At 34.0% G+C, this 19440-nt stretch carries 19 protein-coding genes; 17 read left to right on the top strand and 2 right to left on the bottom strand.

The annotated features are described in order from the left end of the window. Nucleotides 1-12: 12 nt before the first annotated feature. From CKV65_RS03930 to CKV65_RS03920, 3 genes are all read left to right on the top strand, one after another. Entirely contained in the window at nt 13-1251 is a 1239-nt protein-coding gene (locus tag CKV65_RS03930; RefSeq protein WP_027889561.1) for an oligosaccharide MFS transporter, read from the top strand. A gap of 15 nt (nt 1252-1266) precedes the next feature. Further along, a complete protein-coding gene (locus tag CKV65_RS03925) occupies nt 1267-1869 on the top strand; it encodes a cytidylate kinase-like family protein (protein WP_027889562.1) in 603 nt (200 codons plus the stop codon). A gap of 128 nt (nt 1870-1997) precedes the next feature. Then, complete coding sequence (locus CKV65_RS03920) at nt 1998-2831, top strand: AraC family transcriptional regulator (protein ID WP_027889563.1); 834 nt, start codon at nt 1998-2000, stop codon at nt 2829-2831. 52 nt (nt 2832-2883) lie between these two features. Here the strand turns inward: CKV65_RS03920 and CKV65_RS03915 are convergent, their stop codons facing one another. Both CKV65_RS03915 and CKV65_RS03910 read right to left on the bottom strand, forming a co-directional pair. Next, nucleotides 2884-3396, bottom strand: coding sequence for a nitroreductase family protein (locus tag CKV65_RS03915; protein WP_027889564.1), 513 nt, complete (start codon nt 3394-3396; stop codon nt 2884-2886). 35 nt (nt 3397-3431) lie between these two features. Further along, nucleotides 3432-4457 (bottom strand): threonine aldolase family protein, encoded by a 1026-nt coding sequence (locus CKV65_RS03910; protein ID WP_027889565.1) that lies wholly within the window; start codon nt 4455-4457, stop codon nt 3432-3434. A 160-nt stretch (nt 4458-4617) separates the two neighbouring features. On the opposite strand from CKV65_RS03910, the gene CKV65_RS03905 reads away from it, so the two are divergent. From CKV65_RS03905 to CKV65_RS03840, 14 genes are all read left to right on the top strand, one after another. Then, complete coding sequence (locus tag CKV65_RS03905) at nt 4618-5424, top strand: Cof-type HAD-IIB family hydrolase (protein WP_027889566.1); 807 nt, start codon at nt 4618-4620, stop codon at nt 5422-5424. 188 nt (nt 5425-5612) lie between these two features. Then, nucleotides 5613-6515 (top strand): RNase adapter RapZ, encoded by a 903-nt coding sequence (rapZ, locus tag CKV65_RS03900; RefSeq protein WP_027889567.1) that lies wholly within the window; start codon nt 5613-5615, stop codon nt 6513-6515. Nucleotides 6516-6533: 18 nt separating this feature from the next. Further along, nucleotides 6534-7829 carry a gluconeogenesis factor YvcK family protein gene (locus CKV65_RS03895; protein ID WP_027889568.1) on the top strand — a complete coding sequence of 432 codons (1296 nt, stop codon included), beginning with the start codon at nt 6534-6536 and terminating at the stop codon, nt 7827-7829. Between the two features lie 24 nt (nt 7830-7853). Then, nucleotides 7854-8807 (top strand): DNA-binding protein WhiA, encoded by a 954-nt coding sequence (gene whiA / locus CKV65_RS03890; protein WP_027889569.1) that lies wholly within the window; start codon nt 7854-7856, stop codon nt 8805-8807. After that, nucleotides 8807-9601 (top strand): polysaccharide deacetylase family protein, encoded by a 795-nt coding sequence (locus CKV65_RS03885; protein WP_027889570.1) that lies wholly within the window; start codon nt 8807-8809, stop codon nt 9599-9601. Before whiA ends, CKV65_RS03885 begins: the two co-directional genes overlap by 1 nt. A gap of 25 nt (nt 9602-9626) precedes the next feature. Then, on the top strand, nt 9627-10760 hold the full coding sequence (locus tag CKV65_RS03880) for a hypothetical protein (RefSeq protein WP_027889571.1): 1134 nt from the start codon (nt 9627-9629) through the stop codon (nt 10758-10760). Between the two features lie 70 nt (nt 10761-10830). Beyond that, complete coding sequence (gene scfA, locus CKV65_RS03875) at nt 10831-10971, top strand: six-cysteine ranthipeptide SCIFF (protein ID WP_071601700.1); 141 nt, start codon at nt 10831-10833, stop codon at nt 10969-10971. A 129-nt stretch (nt 10972-11100) separates the two neighbouring features. Continuing rightward, a complete protein-coding gene (gene scfB, locus CKV65_RS03870; protein ID WP_027889572.1) occupies nt 11101-12456 on the top strand; it encodes a thioether cross-link-forming SCIFF peptide maturase in 1356 nt (451 codons plus the stop codon). A 417-nt stretch (nt 12457-12873) separates the two neighbouring features. Then, nucleotides 12874-13887, top strand: a complete 1014-nt coding sequence (gene gap, locus CKV65_RS03865) for a type I glyceraldehyde-3-phosphate dehydrogenase (RefSeq protein ID WP_027889573.1) — start codon at nt 12874-12876, stop codon at nt 13885-13887. A gap of 75 nt (nt 13888-13962) precedes the next feature. Beyond that, on the top strand, nt 13963-15141 hold the full coding sequence (locus tag CKV65_RS03860) for a phosphoglycerate kinase (RefSeq protein WP_027889574.1): 1179 nt from the start codon (nt 13963-13965) through the stop codon (nt 15139-15141). Nucleotides 15142-15185: 44 nt separating this feature from the next. Then, nucleotides 15186-15938: a triose-phosphate isomerase gene (gene tpiA, locus CKV65_RS03855; RefSeq protein ID WP_027889575.1), complete on the top strand. Its 753-nt coding sequence runs from the start codon at nt 15186-15188 to the stop codon at nt 15936-15938. A gap of 134 nt (nt 15939-16072) precedes the next feature. Next, the gene (gene gpmI, locus CKV65_RS03850; RefSeq protein WP_027889576.1) at nt 16073-17596 is read left to right on the top strand and encodes a 2,3-bisphosphoglycerate-independent phosphoglycerate mutase; all 1524 of its coding nucleotides are present in this window, start codon (nt 16073-16075) and stop codon (nt 17594-17596) included. A gap of 116 nt (nt 17597-17712) precedes the next feature. Next, nucleotides 17713-18411 carry an iron-sulfur cluster assembly scaffold protein gene (locus CKV65_RS03845; RefSeq protein ID WP_027889577.1) on the top strand — a complete coding sequence of 233 codons (699 nt, stop codon included), beginning with the start codon at nt 17713-17715 and terminating at the stop codon, nt 18409-18411. 25 nt (nt 18412-18436) lie between these two features. Then, nucleotides 18437-19438 carry a GGGtGRT protein gene (locus CKV65_RS03840; RefSeq protein ID WP_027889578.1) on the top strand — a complete coding sequence of 334 codons (1002 nt, stop codon included), beginning with the start codon at nt 18437-18439 and terminating at the stop codon, nt 19436-19438. The last annotated feature ends 2 nt before the right edge of the window (nt 19439-19440 follow it).

Below are 19440 nucleotides of genomic sequence, written 5' to 3'. Positions count from 1 at the left end.
GGCTTGTTTCGTATGAAAAAGATAATTTATTGGAAATTAAGTGCATTTTTCTTTGTATATTTCTTTTCTTGGTTAGTGTTCTTTGCTTTTTTACCAATATGGTTTGGTCAAAAAATTCAATTGACAGGTATGCAAATAGGTACAATTTATGCAGGAAATGCTATTTTTAGTATGGTATTGCAACCTTTCTATGGATATCTTTCAGATAAGATAGGCATGAAGCGATATTTATTGTTCTTCATTGTCATATTAGTAGCTTTAACTGGTCCATTTTTCGTATTTGTCTATGAACCGTTATTGATAAATAATTTCTATGTTGGTGCTGTTATTGGTTCTTTCGTATTAAGTCTTGCTTATTATGCAGGTGTAGCTGTTATTGAATCCTTCATTGAAAAATGCGGTCGTATCTATGATTTTGAATTTGGTCGCGCTCGTGCTTGGGGTTCTCTTGGTGCTGCTGTTGGTGTATTTTGTGCTGGTCGCGCTTTTAACTACGACCCTGACCTCATTTTCTGGATGGCTTCTGCAGGTGCAATTGTCCTTCTTTTAATCTTATTGACTGTTCGCATTGATGAAAGTAAAGTAGATTTCATAAAATCTGAACCGATTAATTTAACAAATGTTAAGCATTTATTTAGCTTAAAAGATGTTTGGCTTTTCATGATTTTTATTTTAGGTTCTGCTTGTGTATACGGTGTATTTGACCAGCAATTTGCAATTTATTACGCTTCATTGTTCCCAACTGTAGAACAGGGTAATGAAACTTTTGGTTATTTGAACTCTTTACAGATATTTCTTGAAGCTGGCGGTATGTGCTTAGCACCATTTATCGTAAATAAAATTGGACCAAAACACGGTTTGATTTTAGCAGGGGCAATTATGACATTCAGAATGATTGGCTCTGGACTTGCAAATGACCCAATCAGCATTTCAATTATCAAATTGTTGCATGCTATTGAATTGTCTATCTTGTTAGTATCTGTATTTAAATATTTGGCTAAAAACTTTGATACAAGATTGTCTTCTGTATTGTATTTAGTTGGTTATCAATTATCAAACCAATTAGGTTCTGCGATTTTATCTCCAATTGTAGGAAATCTCTATGATACAGTTGGTTTTAAAACAGCTTATTTATTCCTCGGTGCAGTAGTAGGTACATTCACTATTTTCGGTTTATTCGTATTGATTTCTGATAAGCGCATACCAAAAGCAAAACAAGAAGAACTGAAAGAGTATGTTCAAAGTAAATAAAAGCAGGTGAATATCATGAAGGAAAATATTGTTATTACTGTTAGCCGTAAATATGGTTGCGGTGGTCGTGAGCTTGCCAATCTCCTTGCTGAAAAATTGAATTTAAAATTGTACGATAGACAAATCGTGCATATTGCAGCAGCAAAATTGGGCATAGATGACTTAAATGAACAAGATTTGTTGGAATTAGAAAACACAGTTCATCCATTAACTATGGCTTTTATGCCATTCCGTTCCTTCGGTATTCGAATGGGCGAGTCAAGTCGAGGTATGTTCTTATCTGAAGCAACAGCTGTTAGAAAATTAGCAAATAGTGGTAGTTGTGTTATACTCGGTCGTTGTGCAGATTATGTACTAGATGATATGCCAAATGTTTTTTCTATATTTGTGACAGCTGATGATGAATATAGAGAAAAACGTGGCAAGGAAGTTTATGGCGGTAAAACTCTTAAAGAATTAGATGTCGAAGATGGCAAAAGAGCTAGATATTATAATTATTACACTGGTCAACAGTGGGGTAAACCGTCTAATTATGATTTAGTGGTGAATGCAGGAACTGCTTCTTTAGATGAAATTGCAGATGCGATTATAAAATATATAAATGCATTGCAAAAATAAAAATTGTATCAATAAACATTAAACATTTTAAAATTGAAGCCATATAATATTTTATTTGAATAATATAGTAGAGTATTATATGGCTTTATATTACTTAGTTATAAATTTTAAGATTAGGAGTGTTTGTAATGGAAAATAAAGAAAGTTATTTTTTTAGTGATACAGCTAAATTAAATCGTGCATTAGTAGTATATTGTGGCGATTGGGAAAATTGTAATCCATTGCAGATATCTAATCCTGAAAAGCAATATCATTATTTATTTTGTTATATTACAAAAGGTAAAGGAAAATTACAGATTAATAATAAAAAATGTGTTTGTCATGAAATCGGTGAAAACACTATTTTTTTAATAAGACCAGGAATGAATGCTACTTATTTAGCTGATGAAAATAAACTATGCGAATATTGTTGGTTCTGTATAGATGGATATGAAGTAGAAAATATTTTACAAGATTGTGGTTTTTCAAAGGATAATATTTTGTTTTTTGATAAAAGTAAAGGCATTATACGAGAAGCTTTCTTAAAGTTTATCTTTTCGTATAAATCAAGTAATGATAATGAATATATGCTATTAAGTTTGTTATATAATTTTTTTGCACAAATGAAACAACAGTATAAAAATGAGAATGCAAAATCAATCTATGTAGAGCAAGCAATAGATTATATTTATAAAAACTATGATAAGAATATAGCTATTGGTGATATGGCAAATTATTTAAATGTGGATAGAACTTATTTATACAGGTTATTCAAAAAAGAATGTGGATTGTCACCGCAGAAGTATTTGCTTAATTTTCGCTTAAAAGTTGCCATGAATAAGCTAAAAAATACGCAGAATTCTATTAGTGAAATTTCAGAGGCTTGTGGTTTTAATCAGGTTTCATTATTTTGTTATCAATTTAAAAAATTTTACAAGGATACACCGCTTAATTATCGAAAAATTTTTCGCTGTGCAATATAAAAAAAGGCTATTCCAAGTGTTTAAGCTTGGAATAGCTTTTTTAGTTAATAGATTATAGATAAGAAACTGTTTGAGTGAGCTCTTTGCGGTTAAAATGATTTGGCAATGCTTTTGTGCCTTCTGCAGCAAAGCCTAAATTTAAGAGCATTAATACTTCTTCGTTTTCTGGAAGGTTTAATTCTTTTGCTAAAACTTCTGGGTCAAAGAAGTTAATCCAGCAACTGTCTACACCAGCATTATGAGCTGCTAATATCATATGTGTAGCAACGATAGAAGCATCTTCTATACCAGAATCGCGTTTTCCACCTGGATAAGTGAAGACGTTGTTTTTATCAAAGGCAACAACGAGTACAGTAGTCGCACCGTAACGGCAAGGTGTAACTTTATCGATTTTTGCTAAGCCTTCTTCGGATTGAACAACATAAATGTGTTGTTCTTGTAAATTTTTAGCTGTTGGTGCTAATCTGCCAGCTTCTAAAATTTCGTTTAATTGCTGAGCTGTTATTTTACTATCATTAAATTTTTTGCAGGAATAGCGATTTTTTACTACTTCAGTAAATTCCATAATTATTTCCTCCTTGTAGGTAATAGATATTTTATTTAAAGAATAGTATCCAATTCATTGATAGCTTCATCTGTTGTTGCCCAACTTGTAGCAAAACGTACTACAGTATGAGTATCATCATATTTTTCCCAGAAGCCAAAGCTGATTTTTTGTTTAAGTTCTTTAATTTTATCATTGCTCATCACGATAAATTGTTGATTTGTAGGTGTTTCCATATAGAATTTATAATTTTTCTTATGGAAGATTTCTTTCAATCGGTTAGCTTTTTCAATTGCATTGCGGGAAATTTTTAAATATAAGTCATCAGTGAATAATACATCAAATTGAATGCCTAAAATTCTGCCTTTAGCAAGCAATGCACCGTGTTGTTTTATTGTAGTGAAGAAATGAGGTATTAAATTTTCTTTAGTTATTACGACTGCTTCACCGAATAAGGCACCTACTTTTGTACCACCGATATAGAAAACATCGCAATATTTTGCAATGTCTGGAAGTGTTACATCTGTATCATCAGAAGTTAAACCGTAACCTAAGCGTGCACCATCAAGAAAAAGTGGTATATCGTATTTATGACAGATTTCACTTAAATTTTTTAATTCTTCTTTTGTGTATAATGTTCCCCATTCTGTCGGATGAGAGATGTAAACCGCACCAGGAATAACCATATGTTCCCAGTTTTCATCAGCGTAAAATGTTTCTAAGTAATCTTGTACATCAGTAGCATTTAATTTTCCTTGTTGCTGTGGCAATGTGATTACTTTATGACCACAAAACTCTACTGCACCAGCTTCATGTGCTGCAATATGACCTGTTTGAGCAGCTATTACACCTTGATAACTAGCAAGCAATGCATCTACTACTGTTGCATTTGTTTGCGTTCCACCAGAGATAAAATAAATTTGAGCTTGAGGTGCTTTGCAAGCTGCTTTTATTTTTTCTTTTGCGCTGTCGCAATATTTATCGCAACCATAACCTGGAGTTTGTTCAAAATTTGTTTCCATCAATTTTTGTAAAATGGCAGGATGTGCTCCTTCTAAGTAATCACTGTCAAAAAATCTCATTGTATCACCTTTTCTGTGTAATTTGTTTCATATAATATTATATGCCTATTAGTCAAAAATAAAAATGTGTATTTTACGGTAATTAGCTTTAATATATTCGTTAGCTTTGGTATAATTTAATAATTAGTGGTAAAGATTTTTAGAGAGAGTGGGATTGTATATGGCCATAAAACTTTTTGCAACTGATTTAGATGGTACACTTTTAAATGGTAAAAAACAGATTACAGAAGGTAATAAAAAAGCTTTTAAAGATTTAGCAGCTGCTGGCGTTATACCGACAATTGCTACGGGTAGAATGTACGATGCTTCATGCCGTTATGCGCAGCAATTAGAATTAGATGTGCCGATTATAACGTATAATGGAGCATTGATAAAATCTGTATCAGGCAAAGTTTATTATGAAGGCTTTTTAGAACCTGAGCTTGTCAGTGAAATCTATGAATATTGCCATAAACATGGATATTATTTTCAGAGTTACCAAAATGATAAATTATATTTTGAAGTCTACAATGAAAAATCTATTGGATATGAACAATCCATAGGTGTAAAAGGAATTTGTATTGGCAAGGAAATTGAAAAGTTAACTACCGGTATTCCTAAGATTTTAATTGTTACTAATAGTAATGAAGAAAGTGATGCAGTAGCAAAATCTTTCAATGAGGATTTCGCAGGTAGAGCACATGCAGCAAAATCTCAGCCAACATATGTGGAAATAATGGCTCCAAATGTGAATAAAGCGAGCGGACTTAAACGTTTAGCCGAAAAATTGGGGTTTTCTATGGATGAAGTAATGGCTATCGGCGATGCTAATAATGATGTTCCGATGTTAAAAGAAGCTGGTTTTAGTGCAGTTATGGGCAGTGCTAAAGATGATGTAAAAGCATGTGGCGATGTTGTAGTTGGCGATTGTGAACATGATGGTGTTGCAGAAGCTATTTATAAGTATGTATTGAAGACAGATATTTGACATTAATATTATAATTAATATTATAATATATGCGGTGTATCGGAAAAATATCGAAATAAATTAGTTGTAAAATGATTTATATTTTGCAAAAATTAAGAGCAAATATAAATCATTTTATGATTTTATGGTGATGTTATAGCGATATACTGTTTATAGTGGCTATTTTAAAGATTAGAGGTGTTTATTATATGAAAGACTTTAAACTGATAATTGTTACAGGTATGTCTGGAGCAGGAAAAACACTTGCATGTCGTAGTTTGGAGGATTTGGATTATTTTTGTGTAGATAATTTGCCTCCAATGCTTATTCCTAAATTTGTAGAATTATGCAGTCATTCTTCAGACCATATGCAAAAATTTGTATTGGTAGTTGATGCACGAAGCAAGGATTTTTTTGAAACTTTTATGCAAGTGCTTGATGAAATTGATGAACAGAATGTACCATATCAATTATTATTTATGGATGCATCAGATGCGGTTATCATCAGACGATATAAAGAAACTCGTCGCCGTCATCCAATGGACCCTAATGCACTTGTCAGTGATGCTATAAAACAAGAACGCAAAGCACTTGATAAAATTAAACAAAGGGCAACACATATTATTGATACAAGTAATTTAAAAAGTGGCGAATTAAAAGAACGTATTACAAAGATGTTTAAGACAAATGACAGTGGCAGAATGAATATAAATATATTATCTTTTGGTTTTAAGTTTGGCGTGCCATTGGAGTCTGATTTAATTTTTGATGTACGTTTTTTACCTAATCCATTTTATGATGAAAAATTACGTTATAAAAGTGGTAATGTAGCAGATGTAGCTAAATATATAGATAGTTTTGATATTACAAGGCAATTTAAAGAAAAACTGGATGATTTTATTGATTTTCTTGTTCCACAATATATAAATGAAGGAAAAAGTCAACTTGTCATTTCTGTAGGCTGTACAGGTGGTATGCATCGTTCTGTATTTATTGCACATCATATATATAAATTGCTTAAAGATAAAGATTATCTTGTTAATATTGAACATCGTGATTTGATGAAGAATAAAGTAGAAGAACATATAGCTGATGAGGACATAGCTGATTAATGAAAGGATAGATTTTAAATGCACTTATTAAAATGGCTTTATCCTGGATTAAAGTTTAAACGCTGGTTGTTTTTATTTGCTATCGGTGTACTTTTAACTGGTATGGGATTGGCGGTAGTATTTAATTATAAATATCTTGATAGCTTTGAAGAATTAGTGTTCTATGTAACATATACGTGGACGGGAACATATAATTATACAGTTACTGCTCTAGTAGGTAGTATTGTCATATTGCTAGGCGTGGTTATCATGCTTTTAGCAACGCGTATGATAATTCGTTCTCTTATAACAGTACTTGTTCCAGATAAATCAAGTCGTTTGGTAGATATGATTTATGAACATCGTCGTTTAGATAAAGGCCCTAATATCACAGTAGTAGGTGGTGGTACAGGTCTTTCTGTACTGCTTCGTGGTATGAAAGAGGCAACTCGCAATGTGACAGCTGTAGTAACAGTAGCAGATGATGGTGGTTCTTCAGGTAGATTACGTGAAGAATTCAATGTTATTCCACCTGGTGATTTGCGAAATTGTTTAGTGGCTCTTGCTGATACTGAACCTATGATGGAAAAATTATTTCAATATCGTTTTAGTGGTAATAGTGATTTAGCCGGTCATAGTTTTGGTAATTTATTTATTACGGCAATGACAGAAGTTACAGGGGATATTGAACAAGCTTTGAAGGAATCAAGTCGTGTTTTAGCTGTTAAAGGTAGAGTATTTCCAGCTACAACGTCTAAAGTGCGTTTAAATGCTACTATGGAAGATGGTACATTTGTAGAGGGTGAATCGCAAATTCCATTGGTACACAAACGTATAAAACGTGTGCATATTTTTCCACATCATGTTGAAGCTGTTCCATCTGCACTTAAAGCAATTTATGAAGCTAAGGTTATCGTTTTAGGACCAGGTAGTTTATATACAAGTGTTATTCCAAATTTGTTGGTTGATGATATTGCAAAAGCTATTAGAGAAAGCAATGCTGTAAAAATCTATATTTGTAATGTAATGACACAACCAGGTGAAACAGATGATTATACGGCTTCTATGCATGTTAAAGCTTTAATAGAACATGGCGGTAATGGTATTGTTGATTATGTATTAGTCAATAATAAACCTATATCACAGGAAATGCAGGAACATTATGCACAAGAAGGACAATATCCTGTACTTGTAGATGAAAATGCCATTGAAAGCTTAGGTGTTAAATGTTTTAAAGCGGATATTATTGATGATTCACAAATGATACATCACGATTCGCAAAAACTTGCTCATCAAGTAATGGAAATTTATCACACATTACAACAAGATAATTAAAAAAATAGATAAAGGAGAGTACTGATGTCATCGTTTGCCAGTCAAGTAAAAAATGAATTGGTACATGTATTAGGCTCGCAAACATGTTGCAAAATGGCAGAGCTTGCTGCTTTGCTTCGCATGGGTGCCACAATTTCCTTTAATAGTAAACATGATTTTGGTATTAATTTTGTCACTGAGAATGCGGCAGTAGCTCGTAAAATATTATCATTATTTAAGACCAGTGTGCCGAAAATTCACACTGAAGTTACAGTAAGACGTTCGCGTAGATTACGCAAACATAATAATTATTCTGTAAGAGCAATTCCTTCACCTGAAACGAGTAGTATTTTACAAAAATTAGGTTTTTTAACAGCAAAGAATTTATTAGATGCTGGTACAGACCGTAATTTTTTAAAAAAAGATTGTTGTAAAATTTCTTATTTAAGAGGTGCTTTTTTAGGTGGTGGCTCGGTAAATCGTCCTGAAGGTCAATATCATTTAGAATTTGTTACGGATAATTATAATTTTGTTAAGTTAATTTATGATTTATGCCGTGAATTATATTTACCAGTAGGGCTTACTGATAGGAAAAATGTTTATATTGTTTATTTAAAGGAAAGTGAAGCAATTTTGGAGCTTTTGGGACTGATTGGTGTTGAAGATGATTTATTGCGTGATTTTGAATCGGCGCGCAATTTAAAAGAAATCAGGAACCAAGTAAATCGTTTAATAAATTGTGAAACTGCTAATTTACAGCGAACAATTAATGCTGCGGTAAGACAAATTAATAATATAAAGTTGATTAAACGATATGATAAATTTGAAGATTTACCAAAAGTTGTAAAACAAACAGCAAATTTACGTATTAAAAATCCAGAAGCTTCACTTACAGAACTGGCTGATATTTTAAAATGTAGTCGTTCAGCAATAAATCATCGCATGAGAAAACTAGATGTATTAGCAGAACAACTGAGGAAAGGTGATATGGCTAAATAATGAATATAAAAAAATGGATAGTAGCTGTAGTCGCTTTATTTTGTGTCTTTATGATAGGTACAGTAGCTTCTGTATATATTTATCCACCACAAGGTGTATTGATTTTTGAATATCATCGTGTAAATGATGATAGTGTTGATACAGATGACTACTCATTATCAAGACAACAATTTCAAGAACAACTAGATTATTTTAAGGATAATGGCTATAACACTATATCACTTATGGATTATATTCGCGCTAAAAAATACGGCGAAGAATTGCCACCTAATCCAATAATTTTGACATTTGATGATGGATATGAAGATAATTATATAAATATGATGCCAATGGTGCAGGCTATGGGTATGAAAGCAACTATGTTCATGGCTACTAATTACATTGGTAAGGAAGGCTATGTAAATTGGCAACAATTAAAAGAAATGCAAGATAATGGCATTGAAATTGGTAGTCATACAGCTAATCATATACCGCTTAATGAAGTTCCTGTAGAAAATCTTGATAATGAAATAAAATTATCAAAACTTTTAATGGAATGGAATGGCATGAAAACGATATATTTCTTTTCTTATCCTAATGGTGTTTATACAGATGAAAGTATTAAGTGTTTAAAAGATAATGATTATTTAGCAGCTGTAACAGGCAATGCTGGTTATAATCAATCAAATACGGATAATTTTTTGTTGCAAAGAACAAATGTATCAAATTATCGCTTTGGTAGTTTAGGCTTTAAATGGCGTTTGCTTAAGACAAAAATTTTGTATAGATTAGGGATTAATCAACATATAGATTAAAATATTATATATTTGAGGATGTTTGATGAGTTTAAAAAAATTATTTAATTTAATTGCGTTTATGATGGTATTTACTGTCTTTTTCATGAATAACGTTCAAGCAAAAAGTAGTGATGAAAGTAAAAAGGGGAATGAACAAGATACAATTATCTTGTCTAAGAAAGATAGTGATGTAAAAAAATATGAAGCTGATAAACTTTTGTTTATGACTTCAAATGATGATGATAATATAACGTTATTATTTTCTGATTCACCTGAAACAGTTGAAAAAGATGGTATTTTATATCAAGACACTGTTAAAGGCGATGCTAGATTATTATATTATCATGTAAACGGCACTGAGCAAGATAAAAAAGTGGCAGTAGTCATTAAAAATATGTCAGATAAGCCAAATAAAATCACAATAACAAGAGAAGCTGTAGGCGGTCCTAGTGCAGATTATCTTTATGTAGGTAAAGTCACTATGCAGCGCTATTTTGGTCAGCAACAAACACGTGAAATAAACTTGCCTCCATATGGTAAAACATTACTTCGCTTGGAAGATGGAGAAAGAATTATACAAAATGAAGCTTTAGTGTATGGTATATTTGATTTTAATGCACAAGAAGATTTACAAGTAACAGTGGTATTTGCACCAGCAAATGTCGATTTATACGATTTTGCTAAATCTGCAAAGGTACTTCCAAGAGACCAGCATATGTTGCGTGGTACATTTGAAGGTGCCGACCGTTATGTAACTAATCGTGTTCCATACAATCCAGAGCAAGGCGGAAAAGCTTATTTTTATTTAGGTGATAATAAAACCGATTTATATAAATACGGTTTAGATAAAACTGATTTTGTGCAGACACAAAACTTTGGTAATTATGGCGTGAATTATAAAATTCATCTCAATCTTGAAGGTAATGGCAAAACTAGCTATTATTTAAAACCAATTGGGGGAGTTTATGCTGGAGCTATGACTGTACAAATTGGAAAAGATGGTGAAAAAAGATTAATTAATACACCAGAAAATATACCATTTTACGGTCATGAAGAAAAAACAAATTATTATTCATATTTAGGAACATATGATAATACGGATGATGTTTATTTTGAATATACGCCTCCAGGAGCTTCTAATTTACCAGTTCAAATAATAATGATTCCAAAAAAATAGTAAAAAACTTGCTTAATTCATTAAAAGAATATAAAATATTAATGTATTAAATAAAAAAGGAGCGATATAGATGAAACATATTAAAACTGTAAACAAACCTTATTTACAAGCTAGTGTTAAAACTGGCGGTTGTGGCGAATGCCAAGCTTCTTGTCAATCCGCTTGCAAAACTTCTTGCACAGTTGGCAATCAGGTTTGTGAAAAACACTAATATTTTTAAGAAAAGGGGCTGTTATTGCAGTCCCTTTCTTACTGTTAATTAGGGTGGTACAAATTATTTGTTTTAAAATAAATTATAAATTATATTTATTTATAGAGGTGTAATTTTTAAATAATGGCTATGAGTAACAAGATACACAAATTTTATCAAAATGGTATGTATATCTTATTAGATGTAAATAGTTCTACAGTACATTTAATTGATAAAACAGTTTATGATGTAATGGACTATTTTGATGGCACTAATGATGCTGAAGTAATTGAAAAACTTTCTGGAACATATGACAAAAAAGATTTAGAAGAAATCTTAGTAGAATTGCATGAACTCATGGATAAAGGAGAGTTATTTGCTCCTGATATTGATGTTCCTCCATATTTTGGTGAAACTGGTTTAGTAAAATCCATGTGTTTATTAGTTGCAGAAGATTGTAATTTGCGTTGTCGTTATTGCTTTGCTGGTACAGGTGATATGGGTCATGACCGTCGCTTGATGACAAAAGAAGTAGGTAAAGCAGCAGTTGATTATATCATTGCACATAGTGGAAAACGTAAACATTGTGAAATTGACTTTTTCGGTGGCGAACCACTTGTTAATATGCCAGTAGTAAAATACGTAACTGAATATGTTCGTCAAAAAGAAAAAGAAACAGGCAAAATCTTTAAATTAACACTTACAACAAATGGTGTATTGTTAAATGATGATAATATAAAATGGTTAAATGATAATAATATCAGTTTAGTATTAAGTCTTGATGGTCGTAAAGAAGTACATGATTATATGCGTCCTGATGTTGGTGGTAATGGCACATACGATAAAGTCGTTAAGAACTTTAAAAAATTAGTAGATTCCCGTAATGGAGAAAACTACTATTTGCGTGGAACATTCACAAACCGCAATATGGACTTTTCTAAAGATGTACTCAGTATGGCTGATGAAGGTTTTGATATTTTATCAGTAGAACCAGTTGTATTAAAAGATTCTCCATACGGTTTTACTGAAAAAGATTTACCTACAATTTTTGCTGAATACGATAAACTCACAGAAATTTATTTAAAACGTCAAAAAGAAGGTAAAGGCTTCTTCTTCTTCCATTTCAATATAGACCTTGAACATGGCCCATGTGTAGCAAAACGTCTCAGTGGCTGTGGTGCTGGTCATGAATACTTTGCTGTAGCTGCTGATGGAAATATGTATCCATGTCATCAATTTGCTGGTCGTGAAAATTATATGCTTGGTAACGTATTTGAAGGCGTTAAGAATAAAGAATTGCCAAAAGAATTCAGAAGTACACATGTTTTAAGCAAAGAAAAATGTCGTAATTGCTGGGCAAAATTTTTCTGTAGTGGTGGTTGTCATGCTAATGCTGATTTATTCCATGGCAATATTCATGAACCATATGAACTTGGTTGTGAATTACAGAAGAAACGCTGTGAATGTGCTATTGTAGTACAAACAGCTAAAAAATTCGGCTTATAATTCATAGTTGATTTACCTTTTGTAAAAAATTAGTAAAAAATCTGCTTTATATTAAAAAAAATATAATATAAAGCAGGTTTTTTTTATTTAATGGAGAATATGTAATAATATAGAGTAAATAAAATAGAAGACTTAAATAAATTTATTTTATGGACATGTTTTATAAATATACCATAAAAAAATAGTTGAAATGATTGACAATTTGATGTTATTTATTGTATTATAAGTTTAGTGAAAAACTTGTATGTATATATTATGTATATATTTAGTTAAATGTTGCGTGATATATTTAATTTATGTAGTAGGTAAGTTTTTTCATTGTTATCAACTAGAATTTGCATATGTACAAATTTTAGTTAAATATTATTCCAGTTTAGCTGGAAAAACTTTTTTTACTTTTTAGGGGGTATTTTTAAAATGGCAGTTAAAGTTGCTATTAATGGTTTCGGCCGTATTGGTCGTCTCGCTTTCAGACAAATGTTCGATGCAGAAGGTTATGAAGTTGTTGCAATCAACGACTTAACAAGTCCTAAAATGCTTGCACACCTTCTCAAATACGATTCTACTCAGGGCAGATATAAATATGCTGACAGCGTTGTAGCTGGTGAAAATTCTATTACTGTAAACGGTAAAGAAATCACTATTTATGCTAAACCAAATCCTGAAGAATTACCTTGGGGCGAACTTGATGTGGACGTTGTTTTGGAATGCACTGGTTTCTTCGCTTCCAAAGCTAAAGCAGAAGCTCATATCAAAGCTGGCGCTAAAAAAGTTGTTATCTCCGCTCCTGCTGGTAACGATCTTCCTACAATTGTTTACAATGTAAACCATGAAACTTTAAAAGCTAGCGACACAGTTATTTCCGCTGCTTCTTGCACAACTAACTGCTTAGCTCCAATGGCTAACGCTCTTAACAAATTTGCTCCTATCCAGAGCGGTATCATGACTACAGTTCATGCTTACACTGGTGACCAGATGACTCTTGATGGCCCACAGCGTAAAGGTGACTTACGTCGTTCCCGTGCTGCAGCTGTTAACATCGTTCCTAACTCCACTGGTGCTGCAAAAGCTATCGGTCTTGTTATTCCTGAATTGAACGGTAAATTAATCGGTTCTGCACAGCGTGTTCCTACCCCTACAGGTTCCACTACTATTTTAGTAGCAGTTGTAAAAGGCCATGTAACTGTTGAAGGTATCAACGAAGCTATGAAAGCTGCTCAGACTGAATCCTTCGGTTATACTGAAGAACAACTCGTTTCCAGCGATATCGTTGGCATGAGATATGGTTCTTTATTCGATGCAACTCAGACTATGGTTTCCCAGATGGAAGATGGCAACTCCTTAGTTCAAGTTGTTTCTTGGTATGATAACGAAAACAGCTACACTAGCCAGATGGTTCGTACAATTAAATACTTCGCTGAACTTAAGTAATTTGATTTGTGCAGCCTTTTATGGACCGGTCTTAAAAAGGCCGGTCCTATTTTGAATTTACGGAGGGTTTTATTAATGAATAAGAAATCTATCAGAGATATTGATGTAAACGGTAAAAAAGTATTTATTCGCGTTGATTTTAACGTACCTATGGATGAAAACCAAAATATTACTAACGATAAACGTATTCGTGCTACATTACCTACTTTAAATTATCTGTTAGAACATAATGCTGCATTAATTCTTGCTTGCCACGTTGGTCGTCCAAAAGGACAGAGAGTTCCAGAATTGTCTGTTAAACCTATCGTAAAAAGACTTTCTGAACTTTTAGGTAAAGAAGTTAAATATGCAGAAGATTGCGTTGGTGAAGCTGCTGAAAAAGCTGCTGCTGATTTAAAACCAGGTGAAGTATTATTACTTGAAAACCTCCGTTATCACAACGAAGAAACTAAAAATAACCCAGAATTTGCAAAACAACTTGCATCTTTAGCTGATGTTGCTGTTGATGATGCTTTTGGTGTATCTCACAGAGCTCATGCTTCCAATGCTGGTATCGCTCAGTATGTTGAAGTTGTTGCTGGTTTCTTAATTGAAAAAGAAATCCAGTTCATCGGTACAGCATTATCTAATCCACAACGTCCATTCGTTGCTATCATCGGTGGCGCTAAAGTTTCCGATAAAATCGGCGTTATTTCTAACTTGTTAGAAAAAGCTGATGCAGTAGTAATCGGTGGTGGTATGGCTAATACATTCCTCGCAGCTCAGGGCAAAGGCATTGGTTCTTCTTTATTCGAAGAAGAAAAATTACCACTTGCTAAAGAATTACTTGCTAAAGCTGAAGAAAAAGGCGTAAAAGTATTCCTTCCTGCTGAAGTTGTAGTAGCTGATAAATTCGCAGCTGATGCAAACCATAAAACTGTATCCGTTGATGAAGTTCCAGCTGACTGGATGATTTTAGATAACAAATTCAGCAAAGAATGCGAAGATGCAGTTAAAAATGCAAAAACAATTGTTTGGAACGGACCTATGGGTGTATTTGAATTTGATGCATTCGCAAAAGGAACAGAAGAAATCGCTCATGCTGTTGCTGAATCAGAAGGTACTAGCATTGTTGGTGGCGGTGACTCTATCGCAGCTCTCAAGAAAACTGGTCTTTCTGATAAAATTTCTCATATTTCTACTGGCGGCGGTGCAACTTTGGAATTCCTCGAAGGTAAACCAATGCCTGGTATCGCAGCTATTGCTGACAAATAATAAAAAAATTATATATAATAATTTAAGAAGAGGTTGATTTTGTAATGCGTAAACCTATTATTGCTGGTAACTGGAAAATGAATAATACTGCAGCTGCAGGTGTTGCTCTCGTTAAAGATTTAGCTCCACTTGTTAAAGATAACAATGCAGTTGATATCGTTGTTTGCCCTACTTTCACAGCTCTTTCCGCTGTTTGTGAAGCTGTAAAAGGCACTAATATCCATGTTGGTGCACAGAACGTTCATTGGGAAAAAAGCGGTGCTTTCACTGGTGAAATTTCCGCTGAAATGCTCACTGAACTCGGTGTTGAATATGTTGTAATCGGTCATTCCGAACGCCGTGAAATGTTTGGTGAAACTGATGAATATGTAAACAAACGCGCTAAAGCTGCTCTTGCTGCTGGTATTACTCCAATTATCTGCTGCGGTGAAACTTTAGAAACTCGTGAAGCTGGTACAACTAATGATTTCGTTAGTGGTCAAATTAAAGCTGCTCTTGCTGGCTTAACTGCTGAACAAGTTGCTGGTCTTGTTATCGCTTATGAACCAATCTGGGCTATTGGTACAGGTAAAACTGCTACATTTGAACAAGCTGAAGAAGTTTGCGCTTGCATTCGTGAAACTGTAAAAGCTATGTTCGATGAAACAACTGCTGATGCAGTTCGTATTCAATATGGCGGAAGCGTAAAACCTGCAACAATTGATGGTTTAATGAAAAAACCTAACGTTGATGGTGCACTCGTTGGCGGTGCTTCTTTGAAAGCTGCTGATTTCAGTGCTATTGTTAACTTTAAATAAGATTTTATCCCTAAAAAAAGTAAAAGAAACCGCGTGGCACGTGGGGTTAGCTCGTCTGTAACGAGAAGCACTCAATTATTTTTATGATTGAGTGCTATGCCGTTAATAATTTTACTAAATGAGGTAATGAAATAATGTCTAAACTTAATGCTCCTGTTGCACTGATTATCATGGACGGTTGGGGAATGGGTGTAGCTGGCAGTGATACAAACGCTGTAAGCGTAGGTAACACACCTGTTATTGATGGTTTAACTGCTAAATATCCTCATGCACAACTAGCTTGCTCTGGTGAAGCTGTTGGTCTTCCAGATGGTCAAATGGGTAACTCCGAAGTTGGTCATACTAATATCGGTGCTGGTCGTATTGTTTATCAGGAATTGACTCGTATCACAAAAGCTATTCGTGAAGGTTCATTCTTTAAAAATCCTGCATTTTTAGATGTTATTAATGCAATAAAGAAAAATAATGGTGCTCTTCATTTAATGGGTCTATTATCTGATGGTGGTGTTCATAGTCATAACACTCATCTTTATGCTTTATTACAATTAGCTAAACAAGAAGGAATAGAAAAGGTTTACGTTCATGCATTTCTTGATGGCCGTGACGTTCCACCTTCTAGTGCTGCTGAATATTTAGAACAGCTCGAAGCTAAACTTAAAGAAATCGGTGTAGGTAAAATTGCTACTATTTCCGGTCGTTATTATGCTATGGACCGTGATAAACGTTGGGACCGTGTACAAAAAGCATATGAAGCAATTGCAATGGCTAAAGGTGTAAATCAGCCTACAGCAGCTGCTGCAATTAAAAATTCTTATGAAGAAGATACAACTGATGAATTTGTTGTACCAGTTGTAGTTGGTGATTATGCTGGTATGAAAAATGGCGATGGAGCTATTTTCTATAACTTCCGTCCTGACCGTGCTCGTGAGCTTACTCATGCTTTTACTGATACAACTTTTGACGGATTTGCTCGCAATGAAGATTTAAAAGTTCCATTCGTTACAATGACTCAGTATGAAAAAGGTATGAATGTAGAAATCGCTTACAAACCAGAAGCTTTAACTAATACTTTAGGTGAATATGTAAGTAAACTTGGCTATACTCAACTTCGCATTGCTGAAACTGAAAAATACGCTCATGTAACATTCTTCTTCAATGGTGGTGTAGAACAACCATATGAAGGTGAAGACCGTATCTTAGTACCTTCTCCAAAAGTTGCTACTTACGATTTACAGCCTGAAATGAGTGCTATTGAAGTTACAGATAAAGTTGTTGAAGCTATTTTATCTAAAAAATATGATTTTATTATCTTAAACTATGCTAATGGTGATATGGTTGGTCATACAGGTGTAATGGAAGCAGCTGTTAAAGCTGTTGAAACTGTTGATACTTGTGTTGGTCGTTTTGTAGATGCTATTAGACAAGTTGGCGGTAGCGTATGCATCACAGCTGACCATGGTAATGCTGAAAAAATGGTTGATGAAGAAACAAAAGAACCATTTACAGCACATACTACAAACCCAGTACCATTTATCGTAGTATCTGATAAAGTTAAAGAAGTTAAAAACGGTGCATTATGCGATATAGCACCAACATTACTTACTTTAGCAGGTCTTGAAGTTCCAGCTGAAATGACTGGTAAATCTTTAATTGACTAAAATTTAAATTGAATTATTCAATTTAGCGTCATAAACTTGAATAATGATATGATATAATGTTATAATGTATATCGTTTAAAAAATGTGTATATTATATATAAGGAGAGGAAAAAAAGATGATCTATTCACAAGAAGTGTCTAACATGACATGTGTGGCAAAAGGCATTGAAAAACATGGCCCAGCTCCAATTCCTGAAGAAGGTAAATGGGTACAGGCTAAAGAAATCAAAGATATCAGTGGTTTAACTCATGGTGTTGGCTGGTGTGCTCCTCAACAGGGTGCTTGCAAATTAACACTCAATGTTAAAGATGGCGTTATCCAAGAAGCATTAGTTGAAACTATTGGTTGCTCCGGTATGACTCATTCCGCAGCTATGGCTTCCGAAATTCTTCCTGGTAAAACTATTCTTGAAGCATTAAACACTGACCTTGTTTGTGATGCTATCAATACTGCTATGAGAGAATTATTCCTCCAGATCGTATATGGTAGAACTCAGACTGCATTCTCCGAAGGCGGTCTTCCAATCGGTGCTGGCCTTGAAGACCTTGGTAAAGGTTTAAGAAGCCAGGTTGGTACTATGTATGGTACACTTGCAAAAGGTTCCCGTTATCTTGAACTTGCTGAAGGTTATGTAACAAGAATTGCTCTTGATGCAGAAGACCGTATCATCGGTTATGAATTCGTTCACCTCGGCAAAATGATGGAAATGATTACTAAAAAAGGTATTCCTGCTCAAGAAGCTTTAGAAAAAGCAAAAGGTACTTATGGTCGTTTTGCTGAAGCTGCAAGATACGTAGACCCTCGTAAAGAATAATAAATTTAGGAAGGAATGAAATTAAATGGCATTGTTTGAAAGTTACGAACGTCGTATTGATAAAATTAACAAAGCTTTAGACGGCTATGGTATTTCTTCTCTTGAAGAAGCTAAAAAAATCTGTGACGATAAAGGCATTGATGTAGCTGCTATCGTTAGAGGTATTCAGCCAATTTGCTTTGAAAACGCTTGCTGGGCTTACACTGTAGGTGCAGCTATGGCAATTAAAAAAGGTTGCACAAAAGCTGTAGATGCTGCTAAAGTTATTGGTGAAGGTCTTCAAGCTTTCTGTATTCCTGGTTCTGTTGCTGAAAACAGAAAAGTAGGTTTAGGTCATGGTAACCTTGCTTCCATGCTTTTAAGTGAAGATGCAAAATGCTTTGCATTCCTCGCAGGTCATGAATCTTTTGCTGCAGCTGAAGGTGCTATTGGTATCGCTAGAACTGCAAATAAAGTTAGAACTACTCCTTTGAAAGTTATCTTAAATGGTCTTGGCAAAGATGCTGCTCAGATTATTTCTCGTATAAATGGTTTCACTTATGTTCAAACTCAGTATGATTATGCAACTGGTGACCTCAATGTAGTTAAGGAAACTCCTTATTCTACTGGTGAACGTGCTGCTATTAAATGCTATGGTGCAGATAGCGTTCAAGAAGGTGTTGCCATCATGCATAAAGAAGATGTTGACATCTCTATTACTGGTAACTCTACAAACCCAACCCGTTTCCAGCATCCAGTAGCAGGCTGCTACAAAAAAGAATGCATTGAAAAGGGTAAAAAATACTTCTCCGTTGCATCCGGCGGCGGTACTGGTAGAACACTTCATCCAGATAACATGGCAGCAGGTCCTGCTTCCTATGGTATGACTGATACTATGGGTCGTATGCATTCTGATGCTCAGTTTGCTGGTTCTTCTTCCGTACCTGCTCATGTTGAAATGATGGGTCTCATCGGCATGGGTAACAATCCTATGGTTGGTGCTAGCGTAGCCGTAGCTGTAGCTGTACAGGAAGCAATGAGTAAATAAAA

The sequence above is a fragment of the Megamonas hypermegale genome, assembly GCF_900187035.1.
GTDB classification, from domain to species: Bacteria; Bacillota; Negativicutes; order Selenomonadales; family Selenomonadaceae; genus Megamonas; species Megamonas hypermegale.
This window is presented reverse-complemented; position numbering and strand designations above follow the sequence as displayed.

Bases quoted from the DNA above. Each gene is read 5' to 3' on its own strand.
- whiA (WP_027889569.1), top strand. From the start codon at position 7,854: ATGTCATCGTTTGCCAGTCAAGTAAAAAATGAATTGGTACATGTATTA.
- CKV65_RS03895 (WP_027889568.1), top strand. From the start codon at position 6,534: ATGCACTTATTAAAATGGCTTTATCCTGGATTAAAGTTTAAACGCTGG.
- gpmI (WP_027889576.1), top strand. From the start codon at position 16,073: ATGTCTAAACTTAATGCTCCTGTTGCACTGATTATCATGGACGGTTGG.
- CKV65_RS03880 (WP_027889571.1), top strand. From the start codon at position 9,627: ATGAGTTTAAAAAAATTATTTAATTTAATTGCGTTTATGATGGTATTT.
- CKV65_RS03915 (WP_027889564.1), bottom strand. From the start codon at position 3,396: ATGGAATTTACTGAAGTAGTAAAAAATCGCTATTCCTGCAAAAAATTT.
- CKV65_RS03845 (WP_027889577.1), top strand. From the start codon at position 17,713: ATGATCTATTCACAAGAAGTGTCTAACATGACATGTGTGGCAAAAGGC.
- CKV65_RS03925 (WP_027889562.1), top strand. From the start codon at position 1,267: ATGAAGGAAAATATTGTTATTACTGTTAGCCGTAAATATGGTTGCGGT.
- scfB (WP_027889572.1), top strand. From the start codon at position 11,101: ATGAGTAACAAGATACACAAATTTTATCAAAATGGTATGTATATCTTA.
- CKV65_RS03910 (WP_027889565.1), bottom strand. From the start codon at position 4,457: ATGAGATTTTTTGACAGTGATTACTTAGAAGGAGCACATCCTGCCATT.
- rapZ (WP_027889567.1), top strand. From the start codon at position 5,613: ATGAAAGACTTTAAACTGATAATTGTTACAGGTATGTCTGGAGCAGGA.
- CKV65_RS03905 (WP_027889566.1), top strand. From the start codon at position 4,618: ATGGCCATAAAACTTTTTGCAACTGATTTAGATGGTACACTTTTAAAT.
- scfA (WP_071601700.1), top strand. From the start codon at position 10,831: ATGAAACATATTAAAACTGTAAACAAACCTTATTTACAAGCTAGTGTT.
- CKV65_RS03860 (WP_027889574.1), top strand. From the start codon at position 13,963: ATGAATAAGAAATCTATCAGAGATATTGATGTAAACGGTAAAAAAGTA.
- CKV65_RS03885 (WP_027889570.1), top strand. From the start codon at position 8,807: ATGAATATAAAAAAATGGATAGTAGCTGTAGTCGCTTTATTTTGTGTC.
- tpiA (WP_027889575.1), top strand. From the start codon at position 15,186: ATGCGTAAACCTATTATTGCTGGTAACTGGAAAATGAATAATACTGCA.
- CKV65_RS03840 (WP_027889578.1), top strand. From the start codon at position 18,437: ATGGCATTGTTTGAAAGTTACGAACGTCGTATTGATAAAATTAACAAA.
- CKV65_RS03920 (WP_027889563.1), top strand. From the start codon at position 1,998: ATGGAAAATAAAGAAAGTTATTTTTTTAGTGATACAGCTAAATTAAAT.
- CKV65_RS03930 (WP_027889561.1), top strand. From the start codon at position 13: ATGAAAAAGATAATTTATTGGAAATTAAGTGCATTTTTCTTTGTATAT.
- gap (WP_027889573.1), top strand. From the start codon at position 12,874: ATGGCAGTTAAAGTTGCTATTAATGGTTTCGGCCGTATTGGTCGTCTC.